The following is a 20,714-nucleotide window of genomic DNA, read 5'->3' as shown; positions in this document are numbered from 1 at the left end:
TCCTTTGGTTAAAAATGCTGTTAGCCCAGCTAGCCAAACGCACAAATGCGCTATCGTGAAAAATTCACGATAGGACACTCGCGGTACAAGAGAGGTATTTCAAATGGAGGAAATGTGTATTACAAAAAGGAAGATGCTGATTTTGGCCAGCTACCGTTATCCCTATACTATGCATGCTATGGCATTGTGTAAAGGAAGTGTTGGTGGCCCGGTAAGGCCACCAACAGCATCACATAATACTCAGATTGCTCGCCATTAGGCTAAAGAGCGTTGTTCTGAGTTCCTGTACATCATTAATAACTATATTGTTGTTGAAAAATTTCTTTACAGCGTTGGACTTAACACCCACTCCAATGAACTCAAAACCTCCATTGACACATCGTTCAATGACATTTCTTGTTGCAAAGGCGTTGTTAGGATCTCCATCTGTGACAACGATGACCAACTTTCTTTCTTCTTTCACACGACTCAATTCATAGCCAGCAAACCATATAGCTTCAGCCATAGGCGTCGAACCAGTCGCAGGGACCATAAAATGATCGAGTTTCTGGAGCACACGTTCACCATGCCTGACAACCTGCTGCACCGGCTGCTTAGCGGTGCTGGAAAAAAACGTTACTGCAGGGTTTACCCCTTTGATATTTTCCAAAGCAAGCGCCAATGCCAATGATGACTCCCTTGCTATTTGGGCCGGGCTTTTGGGGCCATGCCCCTGATTCATCGATGAACTCATATCAATAAGTAAATGCACAGCAGTATTAGGTTCACGTTTAGCTGCACGCTTCTCGAAAACCCTTGTGTCACCAGTCAAAATACGGGTAGCACGTTTCGCACTGATCCGTTTCCCTGTCCGGCCGATTCGAGACTTTCGCTGTTGCGAAGCCTGTACTAAACCATACAGTTGTTGACTCAGCTGTGACGAAACTGTTCTAACATCTGATAACAAATCTGCGCCACCACTTCCCTTCTGCTGTTTCGGTACCGGGATCGTTTTGACTGAATTGTCGCCATGTATCGCACTGCTTTCCAGGTCATGTGCAAGTGACTGATAAACGTCATGCGTTAAATCGTCAGCTTGAGCATCCATGATAGTTTGCAACAACTTCTGTTGACTACTATAGCCGCCACTCTGGGGTTGCCCTTGACTTTGCTGAACACCATCACCGTCACGGGGTTGACCCTGACTTTGCTGATCACCATCATCGCCCTGGGATTGACCCTGACTTTTTTCTTGCTCATCTTTCAACATTTTAATCACGGAGTGAACCAAAGCTAATGTATCCCAGCTGTCCTTCAACTCAGTTACTTTGCGTAGAAGTGCAGCTAACCGTGTACGAACACCCACGGGTAAGACTGCTTTTGCCGCTTTATCAGCACTCATTACCATTGGTTCCAAAACTGTTTGACCAACCAAATAGCATTGCAGCCAATACAAGCAGTATCCATCAAGCACCGATGCCGGATGGTGATCTTCAGTTATTTCTTCGTAATGACCGGCACTCAGCATATACCGAGCTGTCTCGTGCAGGGTGTAAGCAGCTCCCGGGTACAATTCAATGAATGCTCGTTCTATCCTTGTATCTTCAAAAATATTGAATAATCTGTGCTCAAGTGGGCTTTTAATGTGCTCCAACGTCAAGAAGTCAGTTAAAAGACAATGTGCTGCCTCATGTGACAAATACCCCCAAAGGCAATCCAAATGCGGATAACTTTCTGGCACATTAGGAATCACAATGGTCTTGCCGTCGGTACTGGCTTCATCATGTCCCATAACAACACGGACCCCATAATTTTCAGCATATGTTGCTGCAACCACTGGTAATGCCGTATAAATCGTATTTCTTCTATTCATGTTATTTCCTTACTAATAGCATGCCCGCCCCTCAGGGTTGAGATGCTTGCAAACACAAGAATCTACCTAAATTCAAGTAGACACCTTCCTAAGTTCAATCGTTTAACTATTCGCTCCCTGTAGGGAGCGAATTAGTTCACTTAAAAAAAGCTATCGTCAGAAATGCTAGAGCCGCCAAAATCGGAATCACTTAACGAGTCGCCAATCGTTCCGCCAAGTATTGGCATCGAATTGACCACATCTTCATCCGTCTCATCTGGGTCAAAGCTCGATACTGAGCTCCTGGTATCTTCTAACTCAGTTTCAGGCTCATGAATGACCTCAATACCTTGCTGTGCGAGGAAAGCATCTAGATCATCAAAATCATCCCCGACGCTGTTAACATCAAAAACAGGTGATTTAATACCTTCCTCCAGCTGTTGAACCTGACTAGGCAAATCAACCGCCGGTAAAGAATCAACTGCAGGCTTTTCCGATAATGGGGCAACTGCCTGTACCGGACTTTGCCTTAAAGTCGTCAATAACGCTGTGTCATCGCATAACTCAGCTGTTTGCCCAACCAGAGTCTGATCACCATTTGTATGCGCTTCAATACTGTCCCGAGAGGACATTATCAAAGCCGCAGCATGGATGATGTAAACATCAGGTGCGGGAATCGTTTTTTTGTCCTCATACTTCTTCATCAATGACAGTGTGTTGGTCAGCATGTCCACCAGCGGCCTAAATGAACTATCCAGGAAAGACAAGCCATCCAGTTTATTACGGAGGTTGGCCAGTCTGGCCAACGACTTCACCGCGCAAGTTTGCTTACCCTTCAGGAGCCCGTAGTAAAAATCATTAGCTTCACTGATTACTTCCTTGATCAATTCTTCACCGAGGCCTCCGACAGCACTTTCGAGCTTTTCTTTACTACCAGTTACTGGAGCCGGCGCGACAGTGATGATCTGATAATCGAAAGAAATTCGTTTTTGCACTTCTTCGACAGATAAAGAACCTGCACGAATCGCTGACTCGAATTCCTTGTTTTCAGTAATCCATTCCTCTAAAGCATCGTAATAGCAGGACAAAAAAGTCTGTTTGGAATTGTTGAATTCAATTTTAATACGTTCCAACTCACTAATAATATCGTCCAATTTTGAAATCGGGACGATGAATGATCCTAGGAATTTCATCCCATAGCTCAACAACTTACGACGGCATGCCGTTTTCATTGTGTTGAACTCAGTAAGTAATTTCGGATCGCAGATATTTTTGCTGCCCAACTGCGCAACTTTGTCCGGTGGTAGTCGCCCACCATCACCCAATTTCAAATCGTCAGCTTCCAATTTTGTCTGGCCTGACCAAATATGAAAAATGGGGCTGACTAAACACAGTTCTTCTAAATGTCTAAGTGATGACATGTTGTTTCCTCCATAAAGTGAGCCACATCCCCACGAGGAAGTAACTCAACTGATTAAATTATCCATTCAACTCAAGATACTTACGCCACCGCTCCCAGACTTGATCGACTTGGTGGTCAGTCAAAACTTGGGGGGGCGAAACGTAATTCTTGAGATTGAATTGAAGCCAAAGTGTTAACGTGGACAACCGGGGATTGACGATTTGTCGTAGTACGATCAGATCGGCAAAACCGGATGCCAGTTTTTCGAGGGTTGTTTCAGATAGATTCGATGGCATAGTGCCTCCCGTTCGATAGAAGGCACCTCAGCCATAGGCAGGGTGCCCATGGCGATTAAAAATGCTGATTTGAAAGGTCCAGCTAACCTCAATTGCTCTATGAGCAAAATCCCTTTCTCTATACTGTCTGTTCAACAATGCAGAGAAAGGGGTATTGCTACCCCTAAGTTATATGAAAAGGGGTATCACTACCCCAATTCTCCTTGTGTCATCAAAAGAAATCATTTTGGGTCCGCAGGGGTATGTCTTCCAACAAGGCAATGACGTCGGGTTCTATGACATCCTTTGGAACCGCAGAGTCTGTTAATGTCACTCGTATTTTTTCAGTAGGTGGGTCTTGATACTTGGCAGTATCACCATCCCAGTCTAAGGACTTTAATATTTTGTCATAATTTACACGCCCTTTTTGAACGTATCGGGTAACCAGAACGCCGGAACAATCAGCACGCCGATAGATACCCATCATATTACTCAGCGCTTCTTTGTGTGGAATTTGCTCGCCTTTTAACGAATCCAACTCTGCTTGTAACACATCAATCCGAGCTTGCCGGTGACGATATTCAAGAGAGTGGTAATTCCAATCACGCAGTTGTGCTTCATCAGGTATGAAGATATCTTTCTCAGCATCCTTTTGGGGAGGCGTATTATTTTTCACCATCGTCATCAGTTCATGCCCACGAGCAAGAATCTCATCGATCATGTTTTGGTCTCGTTGGATTACAAACTCGCGCTTGTTACCTTCATACCAGAAAACCAATATCCCATGGTCTGTGCCAGTCACAAGCATCTGGTGTTGTACCTGTGGCTCATAAAGACGGAACGGTTCACTGTTGATGCCAAAGCGGGTAACGTGTCCCCATGTTGTCTCATGAGGACATTTCAGCTCGACTGGTACATCGTCAAGTCGGATACCATCAAATGATGCCCGAAACAAAGGGTCATCGTCCCACTCTGCACATAAAGGCAACAACATTTCGTTGTGTGCATCCTCATACGATTTTCTTGCCTTTGCCTCGTTCTGGAGTCCATGCCTGACTATTGGATTGTTGCTCAAATTAACTTCTTGGCAGTATCCAGATTTTTCTGCCCACAGCCTCCAAAACGTTTTATGAGGTGACCGGCCAACCAGAACACTTGCATCTGTTCCTGTGATTCCATCTCTACGCCATGCCAACCAGGAGTCACTGCCTTGAGCTAGGTTGACTACGTTCATGACTCCCCCTTATAGCTGTAAGGGCGTAGGTTCCGAATGAAGCAATCGCCATTGTAAAAACGTTTCTGCCATTGATATTCCAAACCTTGGGCTTGCAACGACGCGATGAAAGTTCCCATATCATCGTCTTCTTCCAGGTACACGGTTTGGCCATCATCACTAATATATGAAAATCCAGTTATTACTTCGGGCGTCGACAGCCGTCGTAAATCAGCCATTGTCACTTCCAACCAGCCGTGTGACGGATCTTCATGAAAAATAAATTCATTCATAACACTTCCTTAGTAATGTCCGTTGCCCCTCAGGACAACATCCAGTTAGTTAAACAATCTTGACCATCTCGCCATCCTTGTATAAAAGTACAAGCGCAACGATCATATTTTGATCCATCTTTACCGTTTCCACCGCAGTCTTAATGACTGCATCAGTTGGCTCAGTAATTTTTACGAACAAACCTATATCGCTTGTTTGGCAGCTATGACTGAATCCAATAACCTCAAGTTCATATCCACGACGCTCCAGTTCCATAGTCACTCCTATTTTTCTCAGATAACGTCGGGCCCTATCGGGCAAATGGAGCCCGACTTGGGTAAATGTGGCTAAGCAGCTTTGTTGTCCGTACTGTCCAACCCCACTTTCTCAGCTTCTTCTAATTTGGTCAGCAGAAAACGTTTAATCTGAGGTTGACCCTGATATTTATTTGAAATGTACGCAGCGACCTGCGGCCAACAATTTAACGATTTGGCTCGGGACACGTAATTATTCAAATTGTCTTCCAACTTTTGACGCATTTCAGGGTGTAAGTCAGATAATTTAAGGTCAACCTGCGCTGATTCATTACTGTCCGGTTGCGACACTAATGATACGTCAGCTTTCGCGCTGTCATCAGTTGCTACCTCCATATCCGGAGCTTTGACGACTTCATCGCTCTGGGTAGATATATCAACCGCATTTTCAGTGCCACCTTCAGTAATACGCAGTGCTTCATCCAGGTCATAAATTCCGGCGAATCCAAATGCTATACGAGCCCCTTGAATATATGCCTTATGTCTGTGTTGCCGCTTTATATGTGTCTGCCACGGTCCCTGAACAGTGTAGGTCTGGTGAAACTCATCAGTTCCCACGTATGGTGGACGATATACTTCATCTAAAAACTCCTTGGCAGACAACGGATGTTTACGATCTTTGCGATAAAAAACCGCTTCAATCCACTCAAAACCAGGCTTATTACAGCCTTCCATTTGAACCGTGTTATCGGAATAGTGAAACTCCACACCATCAAACTGCGGGTGCTCGTTCACAATTCTGCACCAACCGTCTATGCCAACAACCGGTATAATCGTCTGGTTCTTTCTATCCGGTACTGCGTAAATTTCACGGGTGAATGGGTTTAAGTTGTATTGATCCGCTACCACCAGCAACGCTAACAGCTGTTCATCTGATGGTTGTTCGCCTTCACGCTGTTTGAATGCCGTGGCTCTCAATGTGTCGAACAGTTTCCCTGGTTCAACTGAATAACGCGAGGCAAAACGATTAATTACAGAATCATTGACTTCATTCATTTTCTATCTCCTTCAAAGAAAAACACCCATCCGTCAGGACAGGTGCTCTCAGTTAAATCATTAAAGTTGGTCTCTGGTAACCGTCAGAACGGTATATCTTCTAATACAGGCGGTTCAACTTTTCCCTCATCATCGGTAGGAGTACCGCCCACCTCATCAGGGATGAGATCTGAACCAGTACCGTCAGTATTCTTTCGCCCACCGAGCATTGACATAAGATGGCAGACTACTTCCGTCACCTGACGCTCCGATTCGTCTTCTGTCAAATAGGTCCGGGTTCGGTTCTTACCTTCTAGGTAAACCCTTTGGCCCACACCTAAATATTGCTCAGCTCTTTCAGCAAGGCGACCATACATCTTAATGCGATGCCATTCTGTGGTCTGTTTCATTTCCCCGGTTTCCCGATCTCGATACGACTCGTTGGTTGCCAGTGAGAAATAAGCCACCTGTGTACCGCTTGGTAAATAGCTAATTTCAGGGTCATCACCCAAATTACCTATTAGCATGACTTTATTTAACATAGTAATCTCCATTCAATGAGTGCTGTTAGCAAACATGCCAACCGTACTCAGGCTAAAAATAATCATCTATGACACTGGCTAATTCCTGAAGGCCAACCAGATCTTCAACAGGTTGTGTAAGTCCGAGTTTGATGCAAAGACCTAACAGCTGGTCATTTTGATCTTGGCTTAGTGTGTTTCTCACTAAAGCCTGGAGATCATCATAACTGGCCAGCGCGTACTGTTCGCCGTCGCCATTGCTGAACGTCAAGGGCGAGCCCTTTTTCTCTTGTGGCATGCTTTCATTCAAATAACACATAACAGCTAAAGCTGTTAAATTAGTGATTTGAAATTCGCCAGCCCCGTTAAGTAACTCAGGATGGATAGTGTTCGGCGCATAACCATCACTCCAAATAAGAGTAAATTGCGTAGAGTGAAATAACTGACTAGAGTCTTGCTCGACGTAACCAAGCAGCTCCATCGCCCTGCTGCAGCGACCACTAAAGTAGCCACTGTAGACCTGACGGTTCTCTGGCTGTGCCTCAAATAACCAATAAATACTCATGATTACTTCCACTGCGGCCCGAAAACATCACGACAAAATCGTGTCACGATTTCTCGTTCTACTTCACCGGCACGCCGTAAAATTGCGATTTCCAACGCGTAAGCTAAGGGATTGGGGGCAGAACGAAACGCTTCAGCTTGCCTGGCCCAACGTTTAAGCACACGAGTACTCATTGTCAGTGTTAGTTGTTGATCTGTCCCTTGCTTAAATGCAGTACGGATAAGATTTGCAACTTTCACCATATTACTGAGGATGTCCTCAGTAAGACTGGAAGCGCACTTTAGCATTTTCAGCTCCGCTTCAGCGCTCATATAATCAACAATAAGCCAGCGATACCGATCTAATGACGCCATGTTTTGCATCAACACACCCTGATAAATATTGGCTTCACTACCACCATTTCCGCAGGAGTTTCCTGTGACTACTACACGGAAGTTAGGATGTGGTTGAATAACTTCACCACCATTTTGTGCAATGACTAATGGCCTGCCTTCTAGCACATCGTTAAGGGCAGTCAACTCGCTTGGTTCCATCATATCCACTTCATTGATCAGCAACACATGACCAAAGTGCATTGCGCGTGCTAGTGGTCCATATTGAAATCGCATAACCGGAGGTTCGCCAGGCTTGCTTGACACCAACATATGGTGGCCGATTAAATCATCAGCTTCCATTCGACCATGCGCTGTCACTTGCTGACAAGGCCAATTTAATCGCCCTAAGACTTCAGTGATACCAGACGTTTTTCCTGATCCGGTTGGCCCTGCAATGTAAAGTGCATCGCCATTCGGTGCCTTCAGGAAACTTCGTACTTCTCGAATAAAATCTTTTCGGAAGTGATAGTCATCACTGGTACGTGGAATATAAGGGTTGTCTGATGGCTCAAACCCGCCAATCACCACATTTCTTTCGTCTTCCGTTTCAATAGGAAGATTGAACGTTTGGAATAATGCGAAGTCCTTGTTGATCATAGAATTCTGTTTCATGGTATTTCCTTCTTTGTAAATAAAGACAGGCACTTCCCTACTGGAAAGTGCCTGTTAATGGGTTAGTTCAGCAATTAATTAAAGCGGAGGATTAAATAATAATCCCTTTCCTAATGAACGTCGGTTTTTCAAGAATTTTATTGATATTTTCACTACTGTCAGACGCATAAACAGTACGGAACTTCATCTGAGGTTTTGCTTGTACGGGGGCGGGCAGGATGGCTATTGCGAGCTTTGCGAATGGCCACGCAGCACACCAAAGCAGTCGACGAATTCCAACCCATATGCCTTTGAGAAAAGCCTGTAATGACCATTTCAACTTATACGGGATTAAGTAAGCGTTAAACCGTATCCGAATCGTGCGACGACGTAAAAAATGGAATAGACCACTTACGAGACGTTGGATAAGGTCAATCGCTAAACGTAAAGCTAAATAAGCGATAATGGCAGTGATTGAGTAGGTCAAAGTAGTTTCGAGCATTGTTTATCTCCTGATTGGAAGGAGCAATGCCCTCAACGGGTCATTGCCCCGTTGTGACGGATAGATTAGAAAGTGCTGATTGTTTAAGGCGACCAGCTATCGCTCAAATGGCAGAGCCATTGCGATAACTATATGACACATGTTGAATTAAGTAAATAGCCAGTCCATCTGCAGCGAGGTGTAGCTAACTAATGTCCGGTTATGACATTTTTGGTTAAAAGACCTCAATCTACCCATTATGGGAGGATTGACCGACATTTGATTTAAATGCGAGTTTTACACTAATGGTGCAATGACGTCATTTACTACGACAAAGGAGTTTTCCATGACTACAGCACCATCTATGAACGGATCTCTGAACAACGAAGAGACACTGACACCTATATTCATCAAACACACTACTGATGCTATTTCTAACCCATTCTTTGAACTAAAAGTCAGGCTTGATACGAAATCCGGTCAGCACATTATGGCTCGGGCATTCCGTCGCGCCAGCTTCTCACTCTTTTCGATCGACGTTATTCTACGAATCATCAGCCAATCACAAAAAAAGACCGACGATAATATTGATGAAGTGGATAAAATAATTAACGGCTATTTAGATGAAGAAGCTAAAGCACTTGAAAATTTACACCTGCAACTTGAAGCAGTGATGAAGCAAGCAAATCTCAACGAAACAATCGACTACTCATTGCCCCAATTGTATATCGTTGAAGTTTCTTCACCACAGGTCAAAAAGTTGGCCAACATCATTTCCCATTTTGATGAGCTAATGAAAATGGTTGATTCATTATGGATGAATGGCAACTTTGACAATAAGCAGCGCACTCAAATGAGCCATGAATGGAAATCTCGTGTTTTCAAATTGACCACTAAAATCATTCAATTGGAAAAGCGAGCCCGTGCTAACGCCAATAAAGACGGACTGGAAGAATCTGTCATTCAAGCCGTTGGTCCAGATATGACTGATGACGTTGACTTAGAAAACGAAACGTCCTCAGCTACAGCAGTAGCATGATGACATTCTGACAGCCCCCCAAAAAAAGCGGATTCATTGAATCCGCTTTTTTATTGCAATCGCAAAACTGTGTAATTTCACGTGTTAAATTCAGTTATTGAAACTGGATATAACCTTGATTTTCACTATGTTAGAGACAACATAACCTTGCGTAGAATATTCCAACCGTGTCACCTTACTCATCCGGTTTTCCAACCGAATAGTTAACTTTGTCACGAGCCTCTTCACGTTTGTCATCGACATTAATGCCTTCCATTCGCTCAATGGTCCGGTCAGGTGTATTTAACCGTTCATAATCGAAAACATCAAAATCACTACCAGGTCCCGTTACGTCATCAAAATTTAGCATGCTTGGATCCACTTCTGGGTATTGATTAGTCGCGGCCAATATAGCCATCCACTCTTCCCAGTTGATTAAATTCCAGTCTATTTTGCTTAAATGTTCCGCCGGAATCCCTTCACAACTTGGACTTTTTGAGTTGCCCCACGACATGCCCAGCTGTGGTCGTGCACCTTCTTGTATGATCCGCGACAATGGCGAGTTGAAACAACAATACCCTTTACGTTTTTCTACACATGATCCCAAAACCTTCGTCTTACAGTAAGAGCCAACATATGTGCATGATTTCATCTCAATTTTCGAAGCCAACATAAAATGTTCTTCTTCACAAGCAAAGACAATCTGCACTGCCATTAATGCGAAACTGTAAACAGCATATGCAGTCATAATTCCACTGAGTAGGCCGGAAAGTTCGGTACCCAGTATTTCGGTCATCATATCTTTACCGGCTTGTTCTGATGCCTGTGCTGAAGTTGCGGTACCACCTGCGGCAACCGATGCTGAAGAGCTGGCGGATCCGGCAGCATTACCAAACATTTCAGCCATAGCGTCTTTCAACGGCTGGAGTGCTTCCTGTGCAAAATCCTTAATCGGCTTTGTCATAGTATCGACATAGCCAGAGACATTTTCGGTGAAGCTAGTAAACGGCTTTGTTACTTCCGTCCAACCTGACATCACCGGATTTCGCAGCCCCTGGTAGGCTCCTGAAAGCAGGTTTTCCTGGCCCAACCCGAGTATGGCCGCATCAATTTTAGGAACAGCCATTACCAACCGCATGTAATCTACTAAAGATATCCCCGTGGGCACGTCACAACAGTTCTGTGTAAACCCTACGGCATTACTCACAGAATCATCCAGCGCGATACTGCATTCCATGGGTTCACCAGCAAAGACTTCACAATACACATTTCCTGTCCCCGTCAGGTCGGCACAGTTCATGTCCTGAGAGATAAACTGAGCTGCATTCAACAACCCCATAGCTTTGCCAAAGTCCGGGCTTGAAGTCCGGTCAAATTCAAGGCACTCTTCGCCCAAGCACGCCAGTTCTCCATCACAACTATAACCAACGTTGATTTCATGAGAAGGAGCGTCTACATCGTATCCGCAGTCGTAGGTATCTGAAAACACATAGCAGTTCCCAGCACTGCCAGCACCATCATCAACACACTTTGACTCGATAAATGCACATGATGTATTGGCTTCATACACTTCGCAACTATCTGCCGGCTCCCCACTACCGTCACCTCCACCCACACACACTTTTTCGCCTGCAGTGTTATACCAGCATGAACCAGTACCCGCATTGAAAGAACAATCTAAGGCGCCCACCGTAATTCGTTCTGCTTGCTTTGGTACGTTCGGTAAAGGTGGCGGCTTAAGCTGGTTGTAGATACCATCACCAGGACACACTTCAAAACCACTGATGTTAACGCATGCGTCGTCATTCGCTGGCGTTGCTTCATAAGTACCCGAACAGAATTCTTCTAAGGTCGCCTTACCATCTTCAATACAACTTTGAGGTTCCCAACGGTCGGATACCACTGTTAGAAACTGGGCCAATTTTAATAAGGCCGAACCATTGAAATGATCACCAAGGTGAGTACCAATACTCTTGGTTAGGTGATTGTTGTGGAATATGTAGAGAGTAATGCCTTTAGCGTTGATAGCATTAACAGCAGCGGCTTGATTACCACCGTGGTCATCGTTACCTATCAGTATAATCAGACGGTGAACACCGTTTCGCCATCCAAACGTATTCGCTGCTTTTGCCACATCATCAAACGGATATGTGGGACCCTTATCGATACCAATACCAAAAATGAAACTTTCAAATCCTGATATATCCGGAGCCAATTCAAATCGTCGACTTCGGTCACGCATCAGGACACCGCCAATACGAACATCTTGATAGTTATCCGCACTATTGGTTAACAAATTGGCAAACGCACGGACGTTTTTCCCTAAATCATCAATGACAGGTTTCATTGATCCTGAGTTATCGATAACGAAAACGATGTCAACTGGATCAACAGATAGATCAATGGTATGGACTATGTCACAACCACCCTGAGGCTTATTCAAGCGAGTACACTGTTTGTAGTCAGGGAGGTGCAGGCCGTTAGTAGTTGTCTTAACATTGACAGTTTCAGTACAATCAGCGAAAGCGTTATCCCAGACGTCTATCTGATCGTAGACTTGATTGCGCACCCCATTTAATACAGGGTCATTTCGTAAATCTGGTTTATTGCGTTCCTCATTACTCAGCAGGACCTTGTAGGCGTTTCCTGAAATGGATGTTGGTGAATCACTTGCTGCGTCAGTGTACAAACTTTCCTTGGCTGATTTGCCCAGTTCTCCCATCTTTGAATCACTGTTGAATGCCCCTTCCAGTGCCCCGACATCGACATTCATTCCATCCGGATAGATTTGTTCTGATAGGTTATTTCCTGCTGCGTCGTCAGCAGATAATGAGAACGTCTCACCATCAGGCGTGGTAAAAGTGTAACTACCGTTGCTGTAGTCACCAAGGTTGTTCCATAGCGAAACTTGTCCTTCAGCAAAATTTTGTGCCTCACGACCAACATCACCGGGGCTACCTGCACGGCCATAAAGTGGTGTGACCACCAGAACAAAGTTTAATAAGTAAATAAACGCGTTAAAAAAATGCCTCATGTTAACCCCGCATCTTGTTGTTGGGGTTATCTTAGCGATCTATAGACTTGTACCTTGCTTATAGAAATGACTGTTTTGGGTATTTTGGTAGCCAAAGCAATGATAGGTAATCAAAATTCCGTACTTAGGTGGTTTTGATGATTTCTTTAATTTGGCGGTATCCGCTTCAAGTATTTAATCACTTGGAAGAAAGCCAATAGTTCAAAGGATTCTGTTATGAATGAAATCTGAAAGACGGGCGGCAAGTTAATAACATCAGGTATTTTGGGCTGATTTCACAAACAGATGAAGGCTATCGCTAACGCGCATGACATCTTGTATATGTTGCGCAACCAATTCCACCACAAACGTCCTGTAGATATTACTGCCAACCGAGCCGGAAAAAGCACTATTGAGTTCTTAGCCCACCGCAGCCCTACCCACATGAGAAATGCGCTGTTCACCCGGAGTTATTTGATGTGCTGGCCACCTTCTGCACCTAGTACCTTGAACTACCGGTAAGCCACACCCTTTTGTACTTGGGGAGTCAGGGATGCAAGAATACCAATCGGGATGGCGAGGGATCAGAGATCCCTGCGATTCACCCCGTCATTGAGTGACACCGACGTCAGCAAAGGCTGATGCGCTGAGTAAAGTGAGCGCCAGGCCCAAGGCTTTTCATGTGCTCATTCCTTACTGTTGTGAGGGCTGAACTCAAAGCTGAGTCACAGCCAGTCGAAGCGTTACACATGCTTGTGCTCTTTAATCAATTGCAGCACTTGCTGATAGTGATCCAGTTGTTTCTCGCGCTGGTTGAAGTCTTGCTCAAGTCTGTCGAGCTCTTTGCGCAGATCCTGGGTCAGACTGCTGGTCAGCGTAGCGGAAACCGTGTCCAGCGCATCGCACAGCTGCTTTTCGCCCTGGCGCACACTTTGCCCAAGCCGCTGGAATACCTGGCGCAAGGTGTCAGCCAGAGTGCTGCGTAATGAGTCGACGTCGCTGCCTTTAACTTCTCCCTGAAACCTACTGCTGATCATGTCGGCCATATTGCCGGTTTCCAACTCCAGTGCGGGTAGCCTCAGCTTTTCGATACTGTGATCCAGAATGGTACGAAAACTCTGAGGGTCAAAGTGCTCACTCTTGGTATCCAGCACGTTAATCAGGCTGGCTTTCAACTCATGTTTAAGCGTGCTGGGGTTTATCAGCTGATTGAATTTATGTTCGATATCCTGTTTGCAGCGTTGCGCATATTTGCGAACCTGCTCGGCGGCATCGGCACTACTGGCAAACTGATATATTTCGTATTCGGTATCCCAGACAGTTTCCCGATCACCCCAGGTCCATGGCTTATACCAAGAAGATGTACTGATCGTTCTGGAAGTTCGAATGGTTTTGGTACCAGTCTGAGTATGTACCTGCTTATAATCCGCAGCTTGTTCCTCCAGCGATTGCATTAACTCGGCAGTGGCCTGGTTGATACGCTGAATATTCTGCCGAATATGTTGCTTTAGCAGCATATCGAATTTGCCAATTCGTTGTTCACATTGCGTTTTTTGCTGCTGCAGGCTGTTGATGTCTCCTGTCTTCAACTTGTGATGGCGACTTTCCACCGCTTCTTTCAGCAACTGCAGCCGGTATTGCCACTCTTCCTGAGTGTGACTGGCAATACTGTTGCGTTGGGCATCCAGCAGGGGTTGGCGATCGGCTCGGGCCTGTTCATAGGCTTTTTGCAGGGTGGCAAAGTTGCCAATGCGCAGCCAGTCTTGCTGAGTAAACTGATAGTTGTTCCACTCATCTTCGGCCATCTCGGTCAGCTCGTTGTGGCTGTGCTGCATGGTCCGATTCCATTTTTCCTGGGGCAAGCAGGCAAAGCCATGAGCGAAGGTGCTGGCAAATACCGGCCTTTTCATTGCGCTCAGCATGGCGGCAATTTCTGTCTGGCCCCGTTGTTCGCGCTGATTTACCAGATCCTGAATCTTTTTCTCGGCTCCACGGCCCAGACGGGTAAGAATATTTTCTTCCGTTTCGGCAAGCGAGGTTCTGTTGTAGCCATCATCCAGAATGGCACCATCGAGCTGGCCGGCCACCAGCACCATGCGTTTGACGCCCTTACCAGGTAGTTGCTCACTCAGCAGGTTCATATCGGACTGATCGAGAAACTGGCTGGCCCGGGACAGGAAAAACACCACATCGCACTCAGCCATGTAATCCCTAGTTTTTTGAGTACGGCTTTGAATGGGGTCATTCATGCCGGGAGTATCGACTACCTCGTAGCCCCGCAGTTCTTCTCGGGGCAGGTAAAGGTGCGTCATTTTGACCAGGGCGGTATAACGACCATTTTCACCCACATACTGATTAAGCAGGGTTAACAACTCTTCATTGCTGGCAGCAGAAAGGGTTTCGATATTGCCGTGTTGCAGTTTTTCGGCCACGTTCAGTTGGTTTTGTTGCGCCAGCGCTATTAACTCTCTGGCTACCTTGGCCTGGGCGCTGTCGCCCGGCTGAGCGGCGGCCTTTTCCAGCGCCTGCCATTCTTCCAGACTGTAGTATTCCACCTCCAGTCTAGGCTCTTCGCCGTAGGTAATGCGCGTCAGGTTGGCGGTTTTGGGAGTGGCTGCCTCGGGAAGTACCGGCTCGCCATTGAATAATAAAGCATTTAAAAAGGTACTTTTTCCGGCTTTTACCTGCCCCATAATTCCAATGCTAAGGCATTGTTCTTCTCTGGAAAAACGAGAAATCTTATCTGCCAATTCCTGTTTAAGCTCCAGCAGGTTTTCGGTTTCGGTGAAGCCATTGGCTTGTTTGGAGAACAGCATACAGAGGTCGGCGACTTTACTCTGAAGATTATTTAAGTTGATATTCATTCTTGTGCTCGCGATTAGAAGTTGTTCCACCAAGATTGGTGTTGCTTTTCATATTCAGAATTTATGAACTCTTGTTCAAATATCTCATGCTCATCGATGGTAGAACTGAAGTTACAGTTTTTATGTCCGTATCCTACTGATAACGACTATATTGAATTTTCTAAAAAGCAGTTTTCTATGCAGCCAGTAAACATTATGGGCACCGGCTGCAAATGCTCCGAAGTCATTTTTATACCAAAGCTCTTTCCCGCATTTCAGTTTAAGCAGCCCTAGGTGAAAGTCGCTGGCCTGTTCACCAGCCTGGCGCTGGCCGAGGATTAAAGGTGTGGCCTTAGCCAGATGTTCCATATCTGCCTGATGTGACTCAAGCAAAGCTACCAGCTCAAACAGATTGACCTAATCCTGATATGGGGCAGATCGTCGTAACACCTGTATATCGGCAGTAAAGGTACTGGTAACGCCAGCTAGTCCCATGGCTGATAACAGTAATAGAAGCAAGCGGTGCTATTGGCACTGATAATCCCGCCAGTCACAGTCAGCAACAACAGCGATAGCAGACAGAAATATAGCTTTCTGTCGTGCTCCGCTAGCTCTGCTATGGCATGCCATAGCAAGAGAGATGTCTTTTACATGAAGCTATCAAGATGGCCAAATATATTATTAATATTCAGTTACTTACAAAGGAATACTGGCGCATTCATGATGCACTCTTTCTGCCTGTTAATTTACTGAAATCTATAAAGTCGATCCATGTTGAAAAGGTACGAGGGAATGCAATGATGTAAATGAACTTAGGGTTGCTTGTTAGTACAATTCCCGATGTTTTTGCATACTCACGAAATTCAGTCTTTGTTGAGTCAATGATAACCTCACCTCTCTCGATATAATCCTTGTCTAATTTTGTGATTTCACAGCGTATAGATAATAGTCCTGAGACCCATTCCGATGGTCGTTCGTATTTTCTTATTACTGGCTCGTAGTTTGATGTGCTCTTATTTATTCCCAGGATTTCAATTAGCCAAAATTGAACCATCTTGAAGTTCTGCTCGTGAATCGAAAGGGCGGCTGACAACTCAGAGATAAGACTGAGCTCCGGTTTTGAAAGATGTCTGTTTATTCTTAACAGAATAAGAGCGTCCAGTACTAAAGCATTTTTTTTATCAGACTGTTTAACCAACTCGATACACTCAAGCAGTTCCTTGGCACTAAGTTGGCCACCTTTAGCTAATAATTGTGCTTGCTGACCATCCAGGTTCATGGATTGCAACAGGCGACGGAACACCATGTCCTGCTCAGGGCTTATACTTGGCTGGCCACGCAAAATAGCAGCTAACAGGGTGGAGTAGGCCTCAATAACAGCAGGATTATCTGAAGTAACCGCATGTTGGCGAAGAGGAAACAGCTGGTGTTTGATGCTGTTCAGTTTTTGTTCCAGTGGATGCAGGGGAGCGTTCATAACACCTCAGGGCAACAGATTTTCAATGGAAGAAGGGGAAGCTGGCTGCCGCAGTTGCTCGACCAGTGGCGTTATCGGCTGTGACTCGGTGAGTTCCTGTAAGGCGGGATAAGGCTGGGTGCGCAACAGCAGCTTATCCAGATTGCTCAATGTGCTGGCCTTGGTCAAATCGTGCAGGACATTGCTTAAATCCAGCTCGGGCAAGTCACGGCGTTCACGAAGCTCCCGCAACATGGCGGCCAGATCCTGATTTACAGGCTGAAGCAAATCCATTGCACCAGGCTCGGGCATGGACATGTTCAGCACATCGGCCACCAGCCTTAGTTGTTGAAACAAGCGACGCTCAATATCGGTGAGGGTTTTGCCCAGCTCCTCGGCCTGGTCACATTCTTGCTGAGCCATGCTTTTCAGATCGTGAGCGTCTTTTATCAGCACGTCATTGTCGGCCAGTGCCAGAATGCGGTTAATTTTGTGCAGGCGGCCGGCATGGCGACGCCACTGATCCAGGAACAGACGATAATTGAAAAACAGCTTGCTGAAGTTAATGGCAAAGGTGGGAGCCTGAGGACTTTGTTCCCATTGTTCCAGCCAGGCCTGAATGGGCTCTACCGGATAGAGCCGTTTTTTGCGGCTAGAGAATGGCAGCACATCCAGGGCGGTAATGCCCCGGGCAGCCAGAGTATCGCGCACCAGCTGGGTAATAGCCTGAATGTCTTCTTCCGGCTTTTTGTCGGCCCGGCTAATGACCACCAGCAGCGGAATATCACGACGCAGAGTGGCCAGAAAGGCCAGATCATTCTCACTGATCACACCGGCATCGGCCTGCACCAGCCAGACAATATACTGGCAGGCGTTAAGCTGACTGCGGGCAATGTTGGCATCGCTGCTGAGGTGGCCGCGCTCGTCGTCAGGTTTGGAGTAGCCGGGAGTATCTAGCAGGCTGAGGTTCCGCCAGGGAAACTCAGGCAGGGTGAGGTACGCTGACTTCAGCAAGGCGCTTACCTGGCTGCCGTAACGAACTTTTTCTTCATGAGTGAGCGACAGAAACTCTTCCTGACTCAGACCAACCCGGCGATGAAACAGATTTAGCGCCGTGATCTGCTCTTGTTCGCCCCACATCAGGTAGCTGGGCAGGGAAGTAGTTTCATCCACTTCTGTGGCCAGTCGTTTGGGGCCGCCAAGCAGGGTATTAATAAAGCTCGACTTGCCGGTACTGAAGGCACCGCCAATGCCGACGACGACCTTGCTGCCCAGTTCCGGAAACTCGCAAAAGGCTGCCAGACGCTGATATTCCCGGCTCATGTTGGCCAGCAGGTCGGCAATGTGATGCGGGCTGCCCTTGCGGGCCAGCTCCGGCAACTCCTGATGAATGAGGTCATCCAGTTGCGACAGCGCCTGCTTGATAGCCGGTGGCAGCGGATGTTCATCGGGATCAGTATGACTGGCGCGGCAGAGCAACTGATATCGGCAGCTCAGCGTGGCGGGATCAAGTTCTGAAAAACTCATTGGCCGTTCTTCTTGGTACTAAACAGGGTTATCCACTGCTTCACGGTGGCCAGGTCGGTGAGGTATTGCTGACGCTTCTGCTCAAAGGCCGCCTCACCCTGCTGTAGTTGCCGTTCCAACTCTTTCAGAGTGTTTTGGTTGTTTTGCATAAACGTATTGGTTTCGCTGGCAACCTGTTCTTTTATGTTCTGGGCTTGCTGCTGAATTTGCTGGCGTAGCTGAGCTTCCACCTGATTCATGACAGCGGGAATACACTGGTTGCGAACCTGGGACTCGGCGGCTTCCTGCTTGCGTGCTGCTTCCAGCTCTTTATTGGTTTTGTTAAAAAAGCTGCGAACCATATCGGTGAGCAGCGCACCCACTACACCCAGCACTTTTACTGGCAGCCCAATGGCAGGAATCATCAGCGGCAGCATGCTGACCAGAGTGGTGGTGAAGTTGTTGGATGTATCGTCGGAGATCTTGAAGCCATCGGTACTGGCATTGAACTGGCTGCTGACGGTAATTCCCTGAGGAACATCATTGGCCACATTGTTTAGGTAGCGACTGATGTGACCGGAAAACTCTTTTTCCACGCTTTCTGCCAATGCCAGCCGAACAATGGTCATAATGTTGCCTTCAAGGCCAGATGCATAAATAAGATCATTGGCCAAGCATTGAGTGTTATTAAGCAGTCGGGAGCGCACATGGCCAATGACACGTTCAACGCCCTGTTGCAGATCCTTATCCAGTTGCTGCTCCTGCAACTGCAGACGCTGACGGAATTGTTCGGCTTTCTGATCCAGTTCTTGCTGCTCTGCTCGAACTCTCTCGGCGTCCAGGTTCTCTGTGTTGCTGAGCTGCTCCAGACGAATGCTTAATTGCCTTAGCTGATCGTTTACCGGCACCAATATGGCCTGCTGAAAGCGTTCATCCATTTTGTCTTGCACGCTGGCAAGAGCTACTGAAAACTCTGCCACTCTTTTTTTACGAGCGCTGACCACGGCCAAGGCGAGAGGAGGCTGGCCAAGCAAACCGGTAGCTTCGGCATGCAGTTTTTCAACGACGGTGCTAATGTCTTCAGCCGGCTTTTTATCAGTTTTGGTAACAATAAGCAGTGCTGGCATATGGAAGAGTGCAAGCTCCTTTAAAAAAGTTCGAATGGATTCACGTAATGTGCCTTCTTCAACACTCACCACAATGGCATAGGCCAGGCTGCGGGTAAGGTAGCTGTCAATGGCGTTGGAGTGCTGATTAATGCCCGAATCCCAGCCTGGCATGTCTACCAAAGTCAGGTAGGGAAAGTGAGCAAGCTGCTCTGCAGGCAACTGCGCCTCCAGCCAGCCATCGGGCAGGATGGCATCGTAGGCTTGCTGCAGCACTTCTTCCTGTGTGTAGGTTAAGGTATTGCCCTGAATGCCATGACCGGTAAAGGCCACCTGCTCACCGTAGCTCAGCTCTACCGGCAGGCTGGTTTCAGGGTTTACTTCTACGGCAAAATATTTTTGCCCCAGCAGCGCATTAATGAGAGACGTTTTACCACTGCTGAAAGCTCCAACCAGGGGAATACGCACAGTGAAGTGCTTCGCTTCATTTACTTTGTTGATAAAGGCATCAGTGCCCAGTTCATTGCGTTGTAACAGGGCTTCTATGTCTTGTGCCTGATACAACAGTTCTTCCTGTAACGCGGGCTTGGCAATATTCTTCGCCATGGGTACCTCTGCAATATTATTTTTTTGATGAAGATGTCAGGACTCGGCGAGCTGGATCCAGAAGAGATGAGCATCTGAATGGCAAGTCATAGTTACCACACTGTGGGCACAGACTAGGTACACCCAGAAGCACGTCTCCCGCAGGTGGGCAGGCTATTCTCCAGCCACATTGTGCGCAGAGAAGGCAGCTGTGTTGGCATTTTCTATCCCGGTGCTTGGGCCATTTCTTTTTGTTGCGTTATTAGTCTGACATGGCAGGCGACATTTGGTGTCGCTTTGAGTTTTTTATCTGTTGAAACTATGCCAAAGAATCACATGTAAGATCCATTAGATTTGGTTTGGAAAGTGAAG

Annotated in this window: 17 protein-coding genes; 1 reads left to right on the top strand and 16 read right to left on the bottom strand. The window is 46.5% G+C overall.

From position 1 onward, the window contains the following. Positions 1-229: 229 nt before the first annotated feature. From FH974_RS25350 to FH974_RS25305, 10 genes are all read right to left on the bottom strand, one after another. Complete coding sequence (locus tag FH974_RS25350; RefSeq protein WP_207104392.1) at positions 230-1,852, bottom strand: VWA domain-containing protein; 1,623 nt, start codon at positions 1,850-1,852, stop codon at positions 230-232. 140 nt (positions 1,853-1,992) lie between these two features. Next, entirely contained in the window at positions 1,993-3,252 is a 1,260-nt protein-coding gene (locus tag FH974_RS25345) for a DUF3150 domain-containing protein (protein WP_207104391.1), read from the bottom strand. 488 nt (positions 3,253-3,740) lie between these two features. Further along, complete coding sequence (locus FH974_RS25340; RefSeq protein WP_207104390.1) at positions 3,741-4,742, bottom strand: YqaJ viral recombinase family nuclease; 1,002 nt, start codon at positions 4,740-4,742, stop codon at positions 3,741-3,743. Beyond that, the gene (locus tag FH974_RS25335) at positions 4,739-5,014 is read right to left on the bottom strand and encodes a hypothetical protein (RefSeq protein WP_207104389.1); all 276 of its coding nucleotides are present in this window, start codon (positions 5,012-5,014) and stop codon (positions 4,739-4,741) included. The genes FH974_RS25340 and FH974_RS25335 overlap by 4 nt, the downstream gene beginning before the upstream one ends. A 49-nt stretch (positions 5,015-5,063) precedes the next feature. Next, positions 5,064-5,270, bottom strand: coding sequence for a hypothetical protein (locus tag FH974_RS25330; protein WP_207104388.1), 207 nt, complete (start codon positions 5,268-5,270; stop codon positions 5,064-5,066). A gap of 71 nt (positions 5,271-5,341) precedes the next feature. Next, positions 5,342-6,304 carry a recombinase RecT gene (locus FH974_RS26415; protein WP_207104387.1) on the bottom strand — a complete coding sequence of 321 codons (963 nt, stop codon included), beginning with the start codon at positions 6,302-6,304 and terminating at the stop codon, positions 5,342-5,344. Between the two features lie 83 nt (positions 6,305-6,387). Then, complete coding sequence (locus tag FH974_RS25320; RefSeq protein ID WP_207104386.1) at positions 6,388-6,825, bottom strand: single-stranded DNA-binding protein; 438 nt, start codon at positions 6,823-6,825, stop codon at positions 6,388-6,390. A gap of 52 nt (positions 6,826-6,877) precedes the next feature. After that, positions 6,878-7,369 carry a hypothetical protein gene (locus FH974_RS25315; protein WP_207104385.1) on the bottom strand — a complete coding sequence of 164 codons (492 nt, stop codon included), beginning with the start codon at positions 7,367-7,369 and terminating at the stop codon, positions 6,878-6,880. A gap of 2 nt (positions 7,370-7,371) precedes the next feature. Then, positions 7,372-8,355 carry an AAA family ATPase gene (locus FH974_RS25310; protein WP_242551993.1) on the bottom strand — a complete coding sequence of 328 codons (984 nt, stop codon included), beginning with the start codon at positions 8,353-8,355 and terminating at the stop codon, positions 7,372-7,374. 91 nt (positions 8,356-8,446) lie between these two features. Continuing rightward, positions 8,447-8,836 carry a hypothetical protein gene (locus FH974_RS25305; protein WP_207104384.1) on the bottom strand — a complete coding sequence of 130 codons (390 nt, stop codon included), beginning with the start codon at positions 8,834-8,836 and terminating at the stop codon, positions 8,447-8,449. Between the two features lie 325 nt (positions 8,837-9,161). Between FH974_RS25305 and FH974_RS25300 the strand changes: the two genes are divergently transcribed. Beyond that, positions 9,162-9,854, top strand: coding sequence for a hypothetical protein (locus FH974_RS25300; protein WP_207104383.1), 693 nt, complete (start codon positions 9,162-9,164; stop codon positions 9,852-9,854). Positions 9,855-10,029: 175 nt separating this feature from the next. Here FH974_RS25300 and traN read toward each other — a convergent pair whose 3' ends face one another. The 6 genes from traN to FH974_RS25270 form a co-directional block, all read right to left on the bottom strand. Then, positions 10,030-12,867, bottom strand: a complete 2,838-nt coding sequence (gene traN / locus FH974_RS25295; protein ID WP_207104382.1) for a conjugal transfer protein TraN — start codon at positions 12,865-12,867, stop codon at positions 10,030-10,032. Between the two features lie 722 nt (positions 12,868-13,589). Beyond that, on the bottom strand, positions 13,590-15,710 hold the full coding sequence (locus tag FH974_RS25290; RefSeq protein ID WP_207104381.1) for a dynamin family protein: 2,121 nt from the start codon (positions 15,708-15,710) through the stop codon (positions 13,590-13,592). Between the two features lie 120 nt (positions 15,711-15,830). Then, positions 15,831-16,058, bottom strand: a complete 228-nt coding sequence (locus FH974_RS25285; protein WP_207104380.1) for a hypothetical protein — start codon at positions 16,056-16,058, stop codon at positions 15,831-15,833. 349 nt (positions 16,059-16,407) lie between these two features. Beyond that, positions 16,408-17,166 carry a hypothetical protein gene (locus FH974_RS25280; protein WP_207104379.1) on the bottom strand — a complete coding sequence of 253 codons (759 nt, stop codon included), beginning with the start codon at positions 17,164-17,166 and terminating at the stop codon, positions 16,408-16,410. 6 nt (positions 17,167-17,172) lie between these two features. Next, the gene (locus FH974_RS25275; protein WP_207104378.1) at positions 17,173-18,672 is read right to left on the bottom strand and encodes a dynamin family protein; all 1,500 of its coding nucleotides are present in this window, start codon (positions 18,670-18,672) and stop codon (positions 17,173-17,175) included. Beyond that, positions 18,669-20,363: a dynamin family protein gene (locus FH974_RS25270; protein WP_207104377.1), complete on the bottom strand. Its 1,695-nt coding sequence runs from the start codon at positions 20,361-20,363 to the stop codon at positions 18,669-18,671. The genes FH974_RS25275 and FH974_RS25270 overlap by 4 nt, the downstream gene beginning before the upstream one ends. Positions 20,364-20,714: the final 351 nt, after the last annotated feature.

Source organism: Photobacterium ganghwense, from assembly GCF_017329545.1.
Taxonomy (GTDB): Bacteria; Pseudomonadota; Gammaproteobacteria; order Enterobacterales; family Vibrionaceae; genus Photobacterium; species Photobacterium ganghwense.
Note: the sequence above shows the minus strand (reverse complement) of the source record. Positions and strands in the feature narration are given on the sequence as shown.